Annotated in this window: 16 protein-coding genes, 1 tRNA gene and 1 pseudogene; 6 read left to right on the top strand and 12 right to left on the bottom strand. The window is 45.5% G+C overall.

All coding sequences use genetic code 11. The features are described from left to right. Positions 1-160: 160 nt before the first annotated feature. The 3 genes from PLE7327_RS20575 to PLE7327_RS20585 all read right to left on the bottom strand — a co-directional run bounded on the left by PLE7327_RS20575 (position 161) and on the right by PLE7327_RS20585 (position 3,810). Entirely contained in the window at positions 161-1,417 is a 1,257-nt protein-coding gene (locus tag PLE7327_RS20575; protein WP_015145695.1) for an NAD(P)/FAD-dependent oxidoreductase, read from the bottom strand. 35 nt (positions 1,418-1,452) lie between these two features. Further along, the gene (gene mtnA, locus PLE7327_RS20580; protein ID WP_015145696.1) at positions 1,453-2,505 is read right to left on the bottom strand and encodes an S-methyl-5-thioribose-1-phosphate isomerase; all 1,053 of its coding nucleotides are present in this window, start codon (positions 2,503-2,505) and stop codon (positions 1,453-1,455) included. 144 nt (positions 2,506-2,649) lie between these two features. After that, positions 2,650-3,810 (bottom strand): aminotransferase class V-fold PLP-dependent enzyme, encoded by a 1,161-nt coding sequence (locus PLE7327_RS20585; RefSeq protein WP_015145697.1) that lies wholly within the window; start codon positions 3,808-3,810, stop codon positions 2,650-2,652. Positions 3,811-3,847: 37 nt separating this feature from the next. Here PLE7327_RS20585 and PLE7327_RS20590 point away from each other — a divergent pair, with 37 nt between their 5' ends. Then, entirely contained in the window at positions 3,848-4,126 is a 279-nt protein-coding gene (locus PLE7327_RS20590) for a cupin domain-containing protein (protein ID WP_015145698.1), read from the top strand. Here PLE7327_RS20590 and PLE7327_RS26035 read toward each other — a convergent pair. The 3 genes and pseudogenes from PLE7327_RS26035 to PLE7327_RS20600 all read right to left on the bottom strand — a co-directional run bounded on the left by PLE7327_RS26035 (position 4,119) and on the right by PLE7327_RS20600 (position 5,485). Beyond that, positions 4,119-4,784, bottom strand: a pseudogene (locus tag PLE7327_RS26035) (SOS response-associated peptidase). The gene PLE7327_RS20590 and the pseudogene PLE7327_RS26035 sit on opposite strands and share 8 nt — an antisense overlap. A 35-nt stretch (positions 4,785-4,819) precedes the next feature. Further along, a complete protein-coding gene (locus PLE7327_RS23775) occupies positions 4,820-5,041 on the bottom strand; it encodes a ClpX C4-type zinc finger protein (RefSeq protein WP_015145699.1) in 222 nt (73 codons plus the stop codon). Positions 5,042-5,098: 57 nt separating this feature from the next. Further along, positions 5,099-5,485, bottom strand: a complete 387-nt coding sequence (locus PLE7327_RS20600) for a cyclic nucleotide-binding domain-containing protein (RefSeq protein ID WP_015145700.1) — start codon at positions 5,483-5,485, stop codon at positions 5,099-5,101. Between the two features lie 328 nt (positions 5,486-5,813). On the opposite strand from PLE7327_RS20600, the gene PLE7327_RS20605 reads away from it, so the two are divergent. Further along, entirely contained in the window at positions 5,814-7,166 is a 1,353-nt protein-coding gene (locus PLE7327_RS20605) for a trans-splicing intein-formed DNA polymerase III subunit alpha C-terminal partner DnaE-C (protein ID WP_015145701.1), read from the top strand. A gap of 302 nt (positions 7,167-7,468) precedes the next feature. After that, positions 7,469-8,080, top strand: coding sequence for an alpha/beta hydrolase (locus tag PLE7327_RS20610; protein ID WP_015145703.1), 612 nt, complete (start codon positions 7,469-7,471; stop codon positions 8,078-8,080). On the opposite strand, the gene PLE7327_RS25485 is transcribed toward PLE7327_RS20610, so the two are convergent. The 4 genes from PLE7327_RS25485 to PLE7327_RS20625 all read right to left on the bottom strand — a co-directional run bounded on the left by PLE7327_RS25485 (position 8,051) and on the right by PLE7327_RS20625 (position 13,409). Continuing rightward, positions 8,051-8,815: an efflux RND transporter periplasmic adaptor subunit gene (locus PLE7327_RS25485; protein ID WP_217523480.1), complete on the bottom strand. Its 765-nt coding sequence runs from the start codon at positions 8,813-8,815 to the stop codon at positions 8,051-8,053. The genes PLE7327_RS20610 and PLE7327_RS25485 overlap by 30 nt on opposite strands. Beyond that, on the bottom strand, positions 8,796-9,335 hold the full coding sequence (locus tag PLE7327_RS25490) for a biotin/lipoyl-binding protein (protein WP_217523237.1): 540 nt from the start codon (positions 9,333-9,335) through the stop codon (positions 8,796-8,798). The genes PLE7327_RS25485 and PLE7327_RS25490 overlap by 20 nt, the downstream gene beginning before the upstream one ends. A gap of 39 nt (positions 9,336-9,374) precedes the next feature. Further along, positions 9,375-12,458 (bottom strand): efflux RND transporter permease subunit, encoded by a 3,084-nt coding sequence (locus PLE7327_RS20620; RefSeq protein WP_015145704.1) that lies wholly within the window; start codon positions 12,456-12,458, stop codon positions 9,375-9,377. Between the two features lie 378 nt (positions 12,459-12,836). Next, on the bottom strand, positions 12,837-13,409 hold the full coding sequence (locus tag PLE7327_RS20625; protein WP_015145705.1) for a Uma2 family endonuclease: 573 nt from the start codon (positions 13,407-13,409) through the stop codon (positions 12,837-12,839). A gap of 798 nt (positions 13,410-14,207) precedes the next feature. Between PLE7327_RS20625 and PLE7327_RS20630 the strand changes: the two genes are divergently transcribed. Next, positions 14,208-14,516, top strand: a complete 309-nt coding sequence (locus tag PLE7327_RS20630; protein ID WP_051036492.1) for a hypothetical protein — start codon at positions 14,208-14,210, stop codon at positions 14,514-14,516. A gap of 41 nt (positions 14,517-14,557) precedes the next feature. Here PLE7327_RS20630 and PLE7327_RS20635 read toward each other — a convergent pair whose 3' ends face one another. Together PLE7327_RS20635 and PLE7327_RS20640 are read right to left on the bottom strand one after the other, a co-directional pair. Next, positions 14,558-15,082: a hypothetical protein gene (locus PLE7327_RS20635; RefSeq protein ID WP_015145706.1), complete on the bottom strand. Its 525-nt coding sequence runs from the start codon at positions 15,080-15,082 to the stop codon at positions 14,558-14,560. Positions 15,083-15,245: 163 nt separating this feature from the next. Then, positions 15,246-15,332 (bottom strand) — tRNA-Ser (locus tag PLE7327_RS20640). Positions 15,333-15,394: 62 nt separating this feature from the next. Here PLE7327_RS20640 and PLE7327_RS20645 point away from each other — a divergent pair. Then, complete coding sequence (locus tag PLE7327_RS20645; RefSeq protein WP_015145707.1) at positions 15,395-15,763, top strand: 2Fe-2S iron-sulfur cluster-binding protein; 369 nt, start codon at positions 15,395-15,397, stop codon at positions 15,761-15,763. Between the two features lie 79 nt (positions 15,764-15,842). Further along, complete coding sequence (locus tag PLE7327_RS20650; protein ID WP_015145708.1) at positions 15,843-16,709, top strand: inositol monophosphatase family protein; 867 nt, start codon at positions 15,843-15,845, stop codon at positions 16,707-16,709. Positions 16,710-16,713 lie beyond the last annotated feature (4 nt).

Raw genomic sequence — 16,713 nt, forward strand, 5'->3', positions numbered from 1 at the left:
AGCTAACTCAAATAAGTGCTTTTCTCGATCTCTTTTATCATTATTCGACATTTGATAGCAACTTAGTATAATTGGTTGCGCTCTTTTTTAGCAATGGTATTAGCTTTTGAATAATGCGATCGCGCTTCGTTTCCCCATGCAATAGCCAAAGACAGAGAATTTATTCTCTGGCTTTCGAGAATGAAATAGCCCCGATCAAACTGGCGATCGCACTTTTTATAGCGTTTAGCACTCTTTCTATTTTGACCGTTGAATAATGCCGAAGTAAGTTGGTTACCTTCTCAAATTTGTAATTAAATAAAATCTCCATCATATCTTCTACTGAAAGATATTTTAAAGCAGCAACTCTGCGATCGATCTTTTCATCGGGATATTCTAGATAAACGCGACGGCTAATCCGAGCGGAGATATTCCATTTATAGACAAAGTATTTATGCATAGATTTTTGATAGCCTTGAAAATTTTCAATCTTGCCTTTTAGATACTCTTGAATATATTCATTGGCAATTTCTGCCCCTTTCATTGCGTGTCGGATGCCCTCTCCTCCCAAAAAGTTGACAGTAGAAACTGCATCGCCAATAGCGATGATATTGTCTCGGAAGTATCGATCGTTTAATCCGATGGAATATTCAAGAATAGAACCATGAATGTCAACAATTTTATAGCGCTCGAGTTGTATATATTCTTTAAAAATTAAGTAAATATATTCTTTTAAAGGTTTAACGCGATCGATAAATTTGTGAGGTTGTTCCAACCAAGCCGAACCCACTTTCAGTTGATTATTATTCATGGGAAATATCCAAGAATACCCCTTAGGAATCCATTTGTAACCCATAAAAAAAACAAGAAAATTGGAATATTTTTCATAATCGCGATTGCTGACTTCTATCAAATACTCTATGCCAGTTCCTTTAAGAAACTTGGGACGATCGCGCTTTTTCTCATACATAACCGCTCTAGCATAACCGGTAGCATCGACTAGAACTTTAGTCGAAACGGCGATTGCGTCGCTATTTTTAGGTTTAATTGAGACAACCGTTTTTTCAGCTTCTTGCCAAGATTTTAGATAGCGATGACCCAGCCAAACTTCTCCTCCATTTCTCTCGACTTCTTTAGCCAGAAATTCTCTTAGTTTGGCAAAATCCAAAACCGCCCCTAAAGTTTTCTGAGATTCCCAATTCTGACTAACTTTAGAGGTAACTATCGTTAGATTTTGCCAAAAACTTGCCACAACATCTTGAGGTAAATTGAATTTTTCTAATGTTTCCAACGGAGTAGCCGCGCTAGAAAAATTATTTTGATAGAAATGTTCGCATTGCTCTATCAATAAAACTTGATAATTCGATTTAGCTAACAATCGCGCGCAGTAGCAACCCGCAGGACCTGCCCCTACAATGACAACATCAAATTCTTTCATTAGTATGCGATCGGAATTCGTTAACGATTGACGATTTATCGCCGAGCGAGTATCGATGACAATTCACCGGGTTTAACTGCACCTTTCTCGGTAATAATGGCAGTAATTAATTCAGCATTTGTAACATCAAAAGCCGGATTATAAAACTCTACTCCACCAGGACAAATAGTCGTTTCTCCAATTTGATAAATTTCTGAGGGATGGCGTTCTTCAATCGGAATCGAATCGCCATTTGGCAAGTCGAAATCGATAGTAGAAAGGGGTGCGGCAACGAAGAAAGGAACGTTATGCATTTTAGCGACTACTGCCAAAGAATAAGTGCCAATTTTATTAGCAGTATCTCCATTGGCGGCGATTCTATCTGCACCAACAATTGCCGCATCAATTAGTCCTTGTTTCATACAGTGAGCCGCCATACTATCGGTAATCAACGTTACAGGGATACCTTCTTGGACGCATTCCCAAGCCGTTAATTTGGCTCCCTGGAGGCGAGGACGAGTTTCATCGGCATAGACTCTTGCCAGCCGTCCTCGATACCAAGCAGAGCGAATGACTCCCAAAGCCGTACCGTATCCAGCCGTTGCTAGCGATCCAGTATTGCAGTGAGTGAGGATAGTTAGCTTATCGGGTTTGGAAGGCAAAACCGCCAAACCATTATCGCCGATCGCTTTACAGGTTTGTAAATCTTCTGACTGAATTTCTTGGGCAGTTTTGAAGAGATTGGCTCTAATTTCTTCAACCGTACCAATCGTTTCATAGGCAGTTTTGAGCATTCGAGAAATTGCCCAAAATAAATTGACTGCGGTAGGACGAGTTTGGCGCAATAGATTGGCGACTGATTCTAACTCTTTTAAAAATAAATCGCGATCGCTCGTTTGAATGTCTCTTGCTCCCAGATACATCCCATAGGCGGCGGCAACGCCGATAGCTGGCGCACCTCGCACGATCATCGTTCTAATTGCCTGCGCCATATCCTCGCAACGACTGATTTCCACAACTTCATATTCGTTGGGAAGTCGAGTTTGATCGATTAAGGATACTTTATTGTGATGCCAAAGAACGGGATAAATTTGATTGGAGGAAGTCATAAAAAAAAGTTGGAAATCGGAAGTCTGAATTCAGAAGGCAAAGAGCGCAAAGCCTTGCGCTTGTGCAGTAGTGATAGAGAAGTAACAGATGATTATTGTACAAGCGATCGCAAATTCGCGTGATAAGTTATCGTCGAGACGAACTTAACCAAGAAGCCTTTTCAAAACCTCAGCCAAGTATTGATATTGGTCGAGCCTGTTGTAGAATTGAGCTGAAATTCTTACCAGACAGGAGCCATCAGATAAAGGTACGATCGGCACTTCGATCTTAAACTCCTCCAGTAACTTTGACTGCAATGACTCCCAAGACAGAGGAACTGTTCCCAAGGGAACCGATGCCATCGAACCGAGCATCTCGTCGGGGCAAGGAATTGCCACTTCAAGCGTTTTACAGAGAATCTGCCTCGCTGCGAGTACGAGCTTTCGATTGCGCTCCCTCAGTGAAGACCATCCTCCCGGCAGGAGCGATCCCATCACTCGAATAGCTTCTGGAACGCATAGATAAGCCGTCGGATCGTCCGTTCCCGTCCAATCAAATTCTAAGCGAAAGCGAGAACGATCTGTACGCGGGGAATTCGATCCATGGCTAATCGCTAGAGGGCGAATGCTAGCTTGCTTATCTTTTCTTACGTAGAGGAACGCTGCACCCTTGGGAGCGCACAACCATTTGTGACAGTTTCCTGTATAGTAGGTAACATCGAGAGAACGTAGGTCTAAAGAAACAAAACCAGGCGCATGAGCGCCATCGACTAGGGTATCAATCCCTCGGCGAGCTAATTCCTTAACCAGGGTTTCGATAGGAAAGATCGAGGCTGTCGGACTGGTAACGTGGTCTAGCAAAGCTAGTTTAGTTTTCGGCGAAACTTTCTCTAAGATTGCTGTTACTACCTGTTGGGAAGATTCCAAAGGAAAGGGAACGGATGCAACAACTATTTTTGCACCAGTGCTATGAGCGACGAACTCTGCGGCATTGCGGCAGGCGTTGTAAGTACGATCGGTAATCAGGATTTCGTCGTCTGGCTTAAAGGCTAGAGAACGCAAAATCGTATTGACACCTACAGTTGCATTAGGAATAAAAGCTATGTCATCCGCATCTGTCCCAATAAAATCAGCTAATTGCGATCGCGCTTCATCTAGCAATCCTTCTAATTCTCGCGTCAGAAAGCGAACGGGTTCGCGTTCCATCCGTTCTCTGAGAGATTGTTGATAGTTTAAAACTGCGATCGGCGTGGCTCCAAAAGAACCATGATTGAGATAATGAATGTTTGGCTCTAGTAACCAGATTGGCTCTGATGCGTTATTCATTAGAGTAGAGAGACGTTTTTTCCATCATGTAAGAATTATGGAATACTCTGAAATTAAACAAAATTGGGAAAAGCGCGGCTTTAGTTTTGGTGTCTGGAGCGATCCCCCCGGACAAATTTGGGCAGACTATACTCACGATACCGACGAGCTAGTCATGCTCGCAGAAGGAGAAATTGAATTATCTTTCGGCGGTCAAATCCTTCGCCCTCGCGTCGGAGAAGAAATCCTCATTCCTGCCAGAGAACCGCATACCGTCAGAAATATCGGTCAAACAACCAATCGTTGGTACTACGGGTACAAACACAAATCTATGTGATAGGCGCGATACATTCGGGTTTCTCGTTAATAGGATTGTTGACTGCCGAACTAACGGGAGTCGCTTTCATTGCCTTGCTATCGTAAGGTTTTAGCAGTTCCCGCAGGGTTTGGAGATCGGTTAAGCTCGGCTCGAGCCATCGATCGTAGCTATCCGGCGCTAGTATAACTGGCATGCGATCGTGAATAAGCTCCGCGAGGGAGTTGGTGTTGGTAGTAATAATCGTACACGAAACAATTTTTTCTCCTTCGGGTGGCTGCCAGGTATCCCACAAACCAGCGAAGGCAAAGGGTTTGCCATCCTGCATTTAAAAATAATAGGGCTGCTTGCGGTTGTCTACTTTTTGCCATTCATAGAAACCATCGGCGATTATCAGACAGCGCCTGTGTTTGAAAGGATTGCGAAAAGATGGTTTTTCTGTTAAGGTTTCGGCTCTACTAGCGTTGATTAATTTGTTGCCAATGCTCGGATCTTTTGCCCAACTGGGAATCAATCCCCACTGCATCCACTGAAACTGTCGCTGAGTTTTTTGGAGAATTGTGCCGATTTGTTGAGTAGGAGCGATATTGTAGCGAGGAGTTAGATTGGGAATTTCAGGCAACTGAAAGATTTGGGCAATCGTCTCGGCAGATTGAGTTAAGCTAAATCGTCCGCACATGATAAAAATTAAGATTGTTGAAAATGGTTGGATTTTTAGCGATCGCTCTGGGTATTGCTTCGCTGCGACTGCTTCGACTGTTCGATAATTTCACTGGCTATTTCAACACATTCACCGCAGATATGGAGTCTGTAATTGAATTGTTCTAGTATCGATCCAGCAATCAGAAATCGCACTTGCTCTTGATTTTTACCACAAAAGGAGCAGTATAAAAGTTTTTCCCGATCGATACTCTGTGTGGTAGCCGAGATAGACATGAGCAATCTCCTTTCTTCACAGTGGCTATGTTCGTATCTTATCCCAGGAAACTCTAATCAACCGCATTCGGTAACGAATCGCTGCGATAGTCGGCGAAGACGATCTGAATAGCTTTTCATCACTTCTAGGGCAAACAGGGGTGTTTCCTGAGCGGCAAACAGAAACCTTTCTCGATCTAGGAATGCCAGTTTACAGTCACTTTTTGCGATCGCACTCGAAGCTCTCAGACGGTCGGGACGAAGTAACGATCCTTCGCCAAAAACATCGCCTGCTGCGAGCGTTTCTACTATCTTGTCATCGACTAATATCTCAATCTCACCTTCGATGATGCCATACATTATAGTATTACCTGGCTCTCCTTGGGAAAAGATAATCTCACCAGCCACAAAGGTTACAGGAGAGGAAGATTGAAAAATTGCTACCGTTCTCGCTGGTTCCAACATGGTTATTCCCCTTCGACTCCCTAATCTCACTCCGTCTACCCGTTTTTGCCAAACGCGATCGCCGACTACACCTATTGTCAGATGAGTGACATCTTAGGTAAAAAAGATTAATAATTGGTTGAAAATTGTCGCGCTCGCTTTACCTCTCAAAACTTGCTGTTGGAGTTGCCTAGTTCTTTTTTAGAAACAACATGTATGCGATCGCGAGACAAAGAACATTCGCAGTGCGGACATAGATGCCATCTTGCGTGCAACTCTTTAGGGACTTTAGCCAAGAGAGATAATTAGAGTAAAATACTTGTAAACTTGGCTTAAAAAACTTGTATTTATGGTCAAAATTCTCAGTCGAAAATCGCTAGGAATTCAATCTGTCTACGATATTGGTGTAGAAAAAGACCATAATTTTCTTTTAGCAAATGGGTTAGTAGCTTCCAATTGTTTCAATAAATCCCATTCGACTGCTTATGCTTACATCACTTATCAAACTGCCTACTTAAAAGCCAATTATCCTGTCGAATATATGGCGGCTTTACTCACTGCTAGCAGCGACAGCCAAGAAAAAGTTGAAAAATATCGGGAAAATTGCCAGAAAATGGGCATTAATGTTTTGCCGCCCGATATCAATCGATCGCACAAAGATTTTACTCCCTGCGGCGAACAAATTTTATTTGGACTTTCTGCTGTAAAAGGATTAGGAGAAAAAGCCATAGAAAATATTATTCAAGCCAGAAAAGAAGCAGGTGGCAAGTTTACATCTTTAGCAGATTTTTGTTCTCATATCGACTTACAAATCGTGAAAAAAAATGCTATAGAAACATTGATTTTAGGAGGAGCCTTTGACAAAATTCAACCGAACCGCAATCAACTAATGCACGATTTAGAATTAGTTATTAACTGGGCGCAAAAACGTGCTAGAGAAAAAGAAAGCGGTCAGATGAATTTATTTGATATAATGGGGGGCGGCAGTTTAGAAAAAAACTCTCAAGATACGAGTTTTGAACAAGCGCCTAGTGCTTCACCTGTAGAAGATTTTTCCTTAAAAGAGAAACTAGAAAAAGAAAAAGCTACTTTGGGCTTCTATGTTTCCGAACATCCGCTAAAAGCTGTTCAAAAAACTACTCAAATTCTTTCTCCTATCAACCTAAATGAATTTGAACAAAAAGTTAAGAAAAGAGTCAGTGCCGTTGTGATAGTAAATGCCGTCAAAAGAATTACAACCAAGCAAGGTAAATCGATGGCATTTCTAGGAATAGAAGATATTTCTGGGCAAGCAGAAGCCGTTGTCTTTGCCGATGCCTATGAGAAAATTCAGAAATACTTAATTGAAGATTCTCATCTAATTCTCTGGGGAAAAGTCGATCGCAGAGAAGACAAACTACAGCTAATTGTCGAAGATGCCGAACCGATAGAAACCATAAAAATGGTTATGGTCAGACTATCTCTCCAGGAAGCCACTGACTTAATTACTCAACAAAATCTTAAAGTCATTTTGCAAGAACAATCGGCAGACAAAAACCAAGCTAAAGTTCCTGTCATTGGCATTATTGGCAGCGGACAACATCGTCAATTTGTTCGCTTCGGGCAGAATTATTGGGTACAGAATGAATATAGAGCCGTTGATGTTTTAATTAAAGCTGGATTTTCTGCTTATACCGAGCCTCTCATTCCAACTTCTTCGTAATTACTAGGCAATTTTTCTAATTAATTCTCGTAACAGAGCGTTCTTTCTTAGAAATGGTATTAGTATACCAACTCCAAACAGAGATTCTTCGTCAGGTTCTACTGCACTGGGAATGACAAAATGGACTTTTGGGATGTCCTCTAAGGACAGGTTACAAAATCGCCCCAGACCGTTGCCCATTGTACGCGCAGGATAGTCATTGGTACAAAGGAAAAAGGATAATCTTAACTTTGCTAAAGTATTAAAGAGATGAAAACAGAATAATGTAGCTAAGTAAATTTCATTTCTTTAGGAGAAAACCTCTGTCTCTGGAAGCCATTTCAATTCCCCCTGCTAGTGGAAATCGGCCCACCCACCTATTTATTGCCCTACATGGCTGGGGAGCCGATGCTAGGGATTTAGCCCCTCTAGCATCGATGTTTAATTTGCCCGATTATCAATTTCTTTTTCCCAATGCGCCTTTTCCCCATCCTCAAGTACCGGGGGGAAAGGCTTGGTATGCGCTAGAAACTGAGGACTATGCGGGTATATTAGAAAGTCGGCAAATGCTGTTCGACTGGCTTGTATCCCTAGAAAGTGAGACGGGCGTTCCTCTAGAACGCACGATTTTGAGTGGCTTTTCTCAAGGAGGCGCAATGATATTAGATATAGGATTGAACTTGCCCGTAGCGGGTTTGTGCAGCATGAGCGGTTATTTACATGCCAAGCCACAAGCTAGCAATTCTCCCTTGCCTCCAATCTTAATCGTTCATGGCAGACAAGACCCAGTCGTTCCCGTTCAAGCCGCCCGACAGGCAAGGGATGAGCTAACCGCCATAGGCGCAACGGTTGAGTATCACGAATTCGACATGGGACACGAAATTCGACCAGCCGTCTTAGATCTTCTACAACAATTTATTTTGGCGAGGCAATAAACTTGCCCGGTTTTCGCCTTCGTTGAGAGCGATGACGACATTAACCTGTAAGTTGGTCAACCCGGCAACTTTCTGGCTAGCGGTCGAATCGAGGCGGATTTTCACTTCGACGACTCTGGAGTCAACATCGGCAGTTGGATCGGTACTGAGAACATCTTTTTTGCCAATTTGCAAACCAATTTCATCGACCCTACCCGACAACTCTCCGAGAAATCCGAAGCTGGTAATCTTGGCTTTTTGACCGACGCGGATTTTGCTAATATCGGTTTCGTAGACTTCTGCGATCGCGTACATCTGATCGGTTTTTCCAATTGCCACAATCCCTTGGTCTGCGATCGCTTCTCCCGGTCGAGTATGAATTTTGAGAATTTGACCGTTTTCGGGAGCGCGGATGTAAGCTGCATTCAGATTAGCCTGGGCTTGTTTCATGGCTGCCTGAGCTTCTTCGAGTTCGGCAACTGCAACCCCTACATCGACGGGTCGGACTTCGGCGATTTCCTCTAAGGTAGCTTGGGCTTTGGAAAGCTGCTTGAGAAGGGTTTTCTCGGTTCGGTTGCGAGTGGCTTGGGCTTCCTCTAACTGGTCTTGAAGGGTGTCTTGTTTCAAACAGGTATTGTCGCGTTCGGAAGCCGAAAGCACGCCATCTTGATATAACTTTTGGTAGCGCCAACATTCGATTTTAGCATTGTGTAATTCAGCTTTAATGCGATCGATGTTAGCTTGATGAACGGCTATTTATTTGCCCTTGCAGTTCGGCTTCTATGCCATTAATATTGGCTTTTTGAGCCTCGATCGCGCCTTTTTTTGCACCTGCTTGGATTTTCGCCAGACGAGCTCGAGCGACTCTGACTTGGGTTCGGCTTCGTTTGAGAGCGGCTTCGAGGCGATCGCGGTTGTCGAGAATGGCGATCGTCTCTCCAGCTTTAACTTTATCTCCTACTTTGACTAACATCCGATCGACTCGCACGCTTTCCGACGAGTTAGGGGCAGACAAGTTAATAACTTCTCCTTGAGGTTCCAAACGTCCTTGGGCGGCAACAGCATCAACGGACGATCGCTTAACCGCAACGAGCGTTTTAGAAGGCGAACTGGACTTAGTTACCTGAGCGGAGAGGAGATGGCGAGCAACGACAAAAACGAGCGTTGAAGATGCGATCGCAGCTACAGTTGTAATTCCTAAAACTATTCTTCGCGCACTTCTAGGTTTGAATAAAGGCGTTTCCGTCAGGAGTGCGAGCGTCTCGCTCGCGACCAAGATGGTTGCATTGCATATAATGCCAACCCCAATAGTTATTTACTGCATTTGAACCGATCGCGCTGTTCTTCGCTTCAGCAACACGTAGACGGCAGGCAAAAAGTAGAGAGCAAGAAAGGTTGTGCCTCCTAACCCTCCAGCAACGACAATCGCCAACGGATTCCAAAAACCCGTCGGATCGACCAGGAGCGGTGCAAACCCAGCCACATCAGTAATCGTAGTAGTAATCATGTGACGAGTAGCATGAAGAACCACTTCGCCCGTTGCCTTGCGATCGCCCCGTCGCGCCCAGCGATCTTCAAGGAGTGCCGCCAGGGTTACTGTGGACTCATTGACGGCAATCCCAATCAGTCCGATCGTGCCCACGACGGCGGTAAATCCGAAGGGAGAGCCAGAAACCCACAGAGCAAGGAATCCCAGTCCTACTGAGAGGATAGCCACAACCACAACCAGTCCGGCTAGGATAAAGGAATTGAACGTCAGCACCAGAGTTGCCAGCATCAGGATTCCCAGCACGCCGACGGTAGACACTAAATTAGCAACAGCCGAGTTGCGTTCCTCTGCCTCGCCACCGATTTCTAACCGATAACCAGAGGGTAAAGTAAACCCACTCGCTTTGAGTCGAGCTTGAAAATCTTTCAGTACCACCGAGGGAAGTACTCCTGCCGCGACGAATCCATCGATTGTATTAACCCGTTGTCCGTCCCGGCGGACGATAGCAGCTTGTTCGGGAATCAGCTCGAGTTTGCCCAACGCAGAAAGCGGGATTGGTTGAGCCGATTCGCTGCCCGAAGAGGAGCGCAAATTGAGGGATCTGATTTGGCTGAGGTCGGCGCGATCGCCCGCTGACAGGCGTACCCGCACGGGGAGTTCTTCAGTCCCTTCTAAGACTGAGCCGCCGACCGTTCCCTCTAAAGTCGTGTCGAGTTGTTGGGCGATCGCCGTTTTGTCGAGTCCGGCGATACGAGCTTGTTCCTCGTCCAGGCTCAGCGCCAATGTTGGCAGAGATTCTCCAAGGGTTGCTCGCGTCTGAATCACGCGATCGACTTTAGCGAGTTCCGAGCGCAACTGTTCGCCGAGCGCTTGTAATTGCCTGAGATCGGGTCCGTAGAGCCGCATTTCAACTGGTGCCTCATAGGCTGGTCCTTGTTCTAATTGACGCACCAGCACTCGTGCTTGCGGAAACGCTTGCTCTAGTAGTTTCTGGAGATTTTGAATCGCGAGATGGGGGGGGATGTTGGGACGCAGTTGCACGATCGCCTGGGCATAATTGGCTGACTCCCGACCGGTCGGAGAGTTGTAATAAATTTTTGGGGCGTTGCTACCGACAAACCAATGTACGTCTTCTACGCCAGGTTGTTGTCGAATCAGTTTCCGCGCTTGCAAAACCGTAGACTCGGTTTCTTTTATGGAACTTTGAGTGGAAAGTTCAAACTCAATCGAAAATTGATCGCGTCCCGAAGGGGGAAAAAATTGCTCCTCCAAGTGAGGAAATAGAGTAAAACCCATGACGGGCATCACCAAAGCAAGGCTAATGGCTAGCATGGGTTTGCTGAAGGCGCGATCTAACGACCAGCGATAGATTCGGGTGAGGCGAGGATGGGAAAATCCCGCCTGCCACCAACTTGGAGCGCTAGCAATCGGTCGCCAATCGTGCAGCTTTCCCGCTAGTGCTGGCAAGATTGTCAGGGAAACAAACAGAGAACTAAACAGTCCGAAAATTGCCGTAATGCCGATAGTATTGACGAACTCGCCGATACTGCCAGAAGCTAGTGCGATCGGCATGAAGGCGATCGCGGTAGTCAGCGTGGAACTGAAGAGGGGAATGCCCATAGTGCGGACGCTTTGGGCGATCGCGTCTGCCGCTGTCATTCCCTTGAGCAAGCGAACCTGCACTTCGTCTGCTATGACGATCGCGTTATCGATCAACAGCCCCAGGGCAATAATCATGCCGACGATGGAAATCTGATGCAGGGGGATTCCCAAAACATTCATCTCCCCGAATACCATCAGACCCGACAGCGGCAAAGTAACCCCTATTACTAGTGCCGAACGCCAGCCCATCAAGAGAAATACCGTCGTCATTGCCAGCAGCGAGCCGACAATCAGTTCTTGAATTACTGAATCGATCCTTGCCTCCACATAGCGATTCTGATTGAGAATGACCTGCACGCTAATGCCCTTCGGCAGCTCGGTGCGGAATTGGGCAAGCACTTCACTCGCCTCCTGTTTCCACACATCCAATCGTCTGTTTGACTCCACTAACACGCCCAGCGCGATCGCGGGTTTACCGCTCACCCACGCTAGCGTGGTGGCAGGCACGGCGATACCCTTCTCGATGCGAGCGATATCGCTCAACCGAGCAAACTGTCCGCTTGCGCTCGTCCGAATCGGGATGCGCCGAATTCTCTCCAGCGAGTCTAACTCCCCTTCGACCTCCAGCAGTAAATCGTTCTGCTGCCCCCGCACTTGTCCCGCCGAAACCTTGGCATCGCTAGCTTCGATTTGCTCTACTACCTCTTGTGCCGTCAGTCCCAGTCCTGCGAGTTCTTTTGGATTTACCTCCACTACGATTTCTTCGTCGGGAGCGCCAAAGAACTCGACTTTCTCCGTACCGCTGATTGCGCGGAGGCGATTTTCTAATTCCTTGCTCCAACGTCGCAGAATTGCATAGTTGGCAGGAGAGTCTAACTCCCAGGTAAGAGCGACGATCGCAGCATTAGCTCGCACGTCGGTTTCTCGGAATTCTGGTTCCCGGGCGCCAGCAGGTAATTGGGAAACGACGTCGTTAAGGCGATCGCGCACCCGCGACCACACTGGCTCGACATCTTTCACCCAATCGTAAAGTTCTACATAGATAATCGAAATCTCAACCTGAGAGCTAGATTCCACCCAATCTACCTCTTCGATTTCGTCTAGCTCCTGTTCTATCGGCTCGGATACCAGCGCCTCTACGCGTTCCGGCGTTGCTCCCGGAAAGCGAGTCGTCACTAGCGCTCCTCGCTCCACGCCTACCGGATCTTCCATCCGAGGCAGGCTCAGGAAGGACGACAACCCCCAGACCAGAATCAGACCAATGCTAAGAATTAGCAGGAGACGATTGCGATAGAAAAGATTGAACATGCCGTTGCCGATCGCTTCCTTAAATTATCTATCAACTTTCACAAGTTTCACTGCCATAAAGGTAAGCTAACTGGTCAGAATCCTACTTTAGCCCAAGTTTATTTGCACTGAGATCTTGCGCCATTCTCAACAACTGCTGTTGTCATTAATTTCCTGGCCGATCGAAAAAGTCTTCTAACGAAGACTCGATAGGAATTTTAGTCGATTTTAATCGAGTTGAGCTTTGAGCCTAGAACTAAAGTTCTAGGCGTTATTTAGCTAAAGTCGCGGAAGGCGACCGCACGCGTGCGGTCAGAAACTCCAGAAACTGCCAAGATCGACAACGCGATAGGTGTTGATTTTAGAAGGAGAGAGATTGCAGTAATCAGTACGGGTAAATCAATAAAGAATTCCTTCTAAATCGAGGACAAAACCTGGCAGAACATTTTCACCTGATAACTGAGATGGATTTTGTAAAATTTCGGGGGGCTGTCCGGGACGGTAAATTTCTACCATTTTGCTCATAGGGTCGAGCAACCATCCCAGTCGCGCTCCGTTATCGATATACTCTTGCATTTTGTCGCGCAAATCTTTGAGGCTATCGGATGGCGAGCTTAGTTCGGCAACAAATTCAGGGCAGATGGGAGGAAAAGTTTGGCGCTCGTCGGCACTAAGATTATTCCATTGGACTAAGCTTATCCAGGAGGCATCGGGAGAACGAAACGATGAGTTAGGTAGTTGGAACATTGTAGAAGAATCAAAGGCGATTCCAGTGCCGTCGCTATCGGTCCAGTTCCCCAATCTTTGAGATAGTTTAAGATTGCGAGAACCGCTTTCTCCACCCGTCGGCGACATGACAACTAATTCTCCTCGTGCGGTCAGTTCTAATTTGGCATCGGGATTGGCATAACACAGTTGGGTAAACTGTTCGGCGCTCAAATGAATGACTGGTTCTAGCTTTAACGTAACCATCGCGATCGCACCTGGGAGTATCGACGAAATGAGATGAGTCCGGGCGGTAAGTAAGCAAACCCCCGTGGTTGGGATAGAACAAATATACCATAAGATGAGAGGAAGTAAAAGAAGGCATCATTCCCTTCTGAGAGATAGCGAAGGATTTTTCGCACTACCAGTTATTGTGGTCATTCATCCGGATTTGATATTACCCAGATTTTATTGCCTAGAAGTCCCGATTTGATTAGGTTTTTGAGTTTTTCAGGAACGACTAACTAATCCGATTTAACTCAATCGGTAGGGTTTTCTAACGAGGTAGCTTGTGGAACCTTCTTCACTGCGTTTCCAACTAATCCGAATTAACCCAATCGGTGGGGAGTACATCCTCCCAAAAATCGAACAAAACACATACCTCAAATCCTTGTCCTATAAGCAATCGACACCACTTAACGAAAAATATAGGGTTTTGGGGATTTGGTGAGTGGTGTCGATGACCATGTTACAAAACCTCCTTAATTATCCTAAAACCTAGATAACATAATACTTTGGTGGTGCTGCTGGTTCTTGACCACCAATAGTTAACACTCTGGAAACAGATTCTCCCGAAACAGGGCTATTTCATTCTAGATGTTATGATGTCTATGGTAAAGTAAAAGCCAAGAGAGTAAATGAATCAAATAGCAATTCTCAAAGCGTTTGAGGGAATGCCACTTGTTTGAGATAGAACGTATTCCATCCTACAGTGCTATCAGAAGAGTATTGCTCAATACAGATTATCAAGACTAGGCGCTGAGGCTAGCTAGCTTTTTTGGTGTCGTGCCAGAAGCCGGAGAAACTATAAGTTTAGACGGCAAGACATTAAGAGGCTCATACTTAGTTCAAGAAGATAACCCAGAAAGCGAGCCACATCCGGCAATTATTCTGGTAACGGCTTATGTGGTTGAAAGAGGATTAATTCTACCACCGCAGCAAGTTAATTACGGGAGTAATGAAATTACTGCCCGGCCAGAGTTAATCAAAAATTTAGCGGTTTCGGGAGTGGTCTTTGCTTTTGATGCGATTAACACCCAAAAAAACTATCGAAACAATTATCGCCACTGGCAATCATTATCTAGCAGCAGTTAAGAGCCATCAGAACCGTCTGTATCGAGAAATTCAAGAGAATTTCACACCTGAACTCCGAAATAATACTTAAATTTGGTTTTAGCAGCATCTTGAGTGAGTTTTATACGTAAACTATTGAAGTCAAGTTCAATTCCCAATAGTTCGCACGCATAGCGTAAATTATTTCCATCAACGTAAATATATGTGCAAGGTTCTTTGACTGAAATTTCAGGAACGATTTTTATAGGCTTTAGTTGCTGAAAGAGATTTTGAATTGGAGGATTAATTTCTGTTTTTTTCAGCGGGAATTCAGTAACCTTAGAAGAGCAGAGAGCAACTTTAACAGAATGTTGTACTTTGTCAAGTTTTAACAGCACTAGACGTTGGCGAGTTTCTTGCTTAGCAGTTTTTTCTTTGAGCTTTTTTAATTCGCTGTTGAGAGAAGTATTTTCTGTACAAAGAAGGATTATTTGCTTTTGCCGTTCGGCGCATTTAGTCTGTAAGATGGTATTATTTTCCTTAATCTCGGCAACTTGGCGATCGAACTTTTCACGCTCTTTGTGAACTCCGAAAGGTAGATTCTCCAACCCCCTATAAACAAGCAGATAAAAATAACTTGATGAAGAACCACAACCTAGCTAGAGCCATAGCTAATGGCGGGTTCTACGAATTCAAGCGACAAGTATCTTGTATAAGTTCTTAAGAGCGGTGTTGCGTCACTGTTGCGTCAAATCGCCTAAAATTAAGGGACGGAGAGGGAGGGATTCGAACCCTCGTTAGAGTCACCCCTAAACAGCATTTCCAGTGCTGCGCCTTCAACCACTCGGCCACCTCTCCAGTGGGGCCACAATCTACGATTATACAATAATAATCTGTTATTAGTAAAAAAAATCATAATTATGACGCGATATTATCAAATTCGCATTCACAATCGCCAAGCCGGAACCGAACACACCCTAAAAGTTCCAGAAGATAAATATATCCTCCGCAGCGCGGAACTTCAGAGCTGCGAGTTGCCTTTCTCTTGTCGCAATGGAGCTTGTACGACTTGTGCGGTGCGCGTTCTATCAGGCGAAATTTATCAACCGGAAGCCATGGGACTGTCGCCAGAATTAAAGCAAAAAGGTTACGCGCTATTGTGCGTCAGCTATCCTCGTTCGGACTTGGAAGTCGAAACGCAAGACGAAGATGAAGTCTACGAACTGCAATTCGGTCGCTATTTTGCCAAGGGAAAAGTGCGCTTTGGCTGGCCATTGGATGAAGATTAGAAAGCCTGTAAGCAGCTTGACTGAAACCTCCCCCCTTCTTGCCTTTAAAATTTAAGAGCGAAAATCTAACCTCGTTATAATGGCTCGACTTTCTTCCAACCAACTGCAAATTTTCTTAGATATCGCCACAGAAGCCGTGATGTCTGCTGGCGCTATTTTGCTAGATTGCTGGGGCAAGATAGAAACAATAGAAGAAAAAGGTCGTCCGGACGATCTAGTGACAGAAGCGGATAAAAAAGCAGAAGACGCGATTCTTGCCGTATTGCGCCGTCACGTTCCCGACCATCAAATTTTAGCCGAAGAATCCGGTCGGCTTGGAAATGAAGAGAATGATTATCTCTGGGCGATCGATCCCCTTGATGGCACGACTAATTATGCTCATGGCTATCCGGTTGCTGTAGTTTCGGTAGGATTGCTCGTCGAAGGGATCCCGCAGGTAGGGGCAGTATACAATCCCTTTCGTAACGAATTATTTCGGGCGGCTAGAGGATTGGGCGCAACGCTTAATCGTCATCCCATCGGCGTTTCTGGAACCGAAGAATTGAGTAAAAGCCTGCTCGTCACAGGATTTGCCTACGATCGCCGGGAAACAGCCGATAATAACTACGCCGAATTTTGTTACCTAACCCATCTAACTCAGGGCGTGCGTCGCAGCGGTTCGGCAGCGCACGATTTAACCGATGTCGCCTGCGGCAGGCTTGATGGTTACTGGGAAAGAGGCATTCGCCCTTGGGATATAGCAGCAGGGCTTGTTATTCTCGAAGAAGCTGGTGGGGTTGCGAGTGCTTACGACGGAAGTCCCCTTGTCATTGAGTCCGGTCGCGTTTTGGCGACTAACGGGAAAATCCATGCTAGTCTGAGTCAGTCCCTCCAAGAAGCGGCAACGCGATCGCCATACTTTAGCGATCGCACTCACGCTATTGCGAAAGAACAATTGCTGAAATAGATTA

Origin of the sequence: Pleurocapsa sp. PCC 7327, from assembly GCF_000317025.1 — a bacterium.
Classification (GTDB): Bacteria; Cyanobacteriota; Cyanobacteriia; order Cyanobacteriales; family Microcystaceae; genus Hydrococcus.

What these genes read in the sequence shown, in the direction of transcription:
- PLE7327_RS23775 (WP_015145699.1), bottom strand. Translation starts at nt 5,041, where the DNA reads ATGTCTATCTCGGCTACCACACAGAGTATCGATCGGGAAAAACTTTTA.
- PLE7327_RS20585 (WP_015145697.1), bottom strand. Translation starts at nt 3,810, where the DNA reads ATGAATAACGCATCAGAGCCAATCTGGTTACTAGAGCCAAACATTCAT.
- PLE7327_RS20590 (WP_015145698.1), top strand. Translation starts at nt 3,848, where the DNA reads ATGGAATACTCTGAAATTAAACAAAATTGGGAAAAGCGCGGCTTTAGT.
- PLE7327_RS20645 (WP_015145707.1), top strand. Translation starts at nt 15,395, where the DNA reads ATGACGCGATATTATCAAATTCGCATTCACAATCGCCAAGCCGGAACC.
- PLE7327_RS20600 (WP_015145700.1), bottom strand. Translation starts at nt 5,485, where the DNA reads ATGTTGGAACCAGCGAGAACGGTAGCAATTTTTCAATCTTCCTCTCCT.
- PLE7327_RS20605 (WP_015145701.1), top strand. Translation starts at nt 5,814, where the DNA reads ATGGTCAAAATTCTCAGTCGAAAATCGCTAGGAATTCAATCTGTCTAC.
- PLE7327_RS20625 (WP_015145705.1), bottom strand. Translation starts at nt 13,409, where the DNA reads ATGGTTACGTTAAAGCTAGAACCAGTCATTCATTTGAGCGCCGAACAG.
- PLE7327_RS20620 (WP_015145704.1), bottom strand. Translation starts at nt 12,458, where the DNA reads ATGTTCAATCTTTTCTATCGCAATCGTCTCCTGCTAATTCTTAGCATT.
- PLE7327_RS20575 (WP_015145695.1), bottom strand. Translation starts at nt 1,417, where the DNA reads ATGAAAGAATTTGATGTTGTCATTGTAGGGGCAGGTCCTGCGGGTTGC.
- mtnA (WP_015145696.1), bottom strand. Translation starts at nt 2,505, where the DNA reads ATGACTTCCTCCAATCAAATTTATCCCGTTCTTTGGCATCACAATAAA.
- PLE7327_RS20650 (WP_015145708.1), top strand. Translation starts at nt 15,843, where the DNA reads ATGGCTCGACTTTCTTCCAACCAACTGCAAATTTTCTTAGATATCGCC.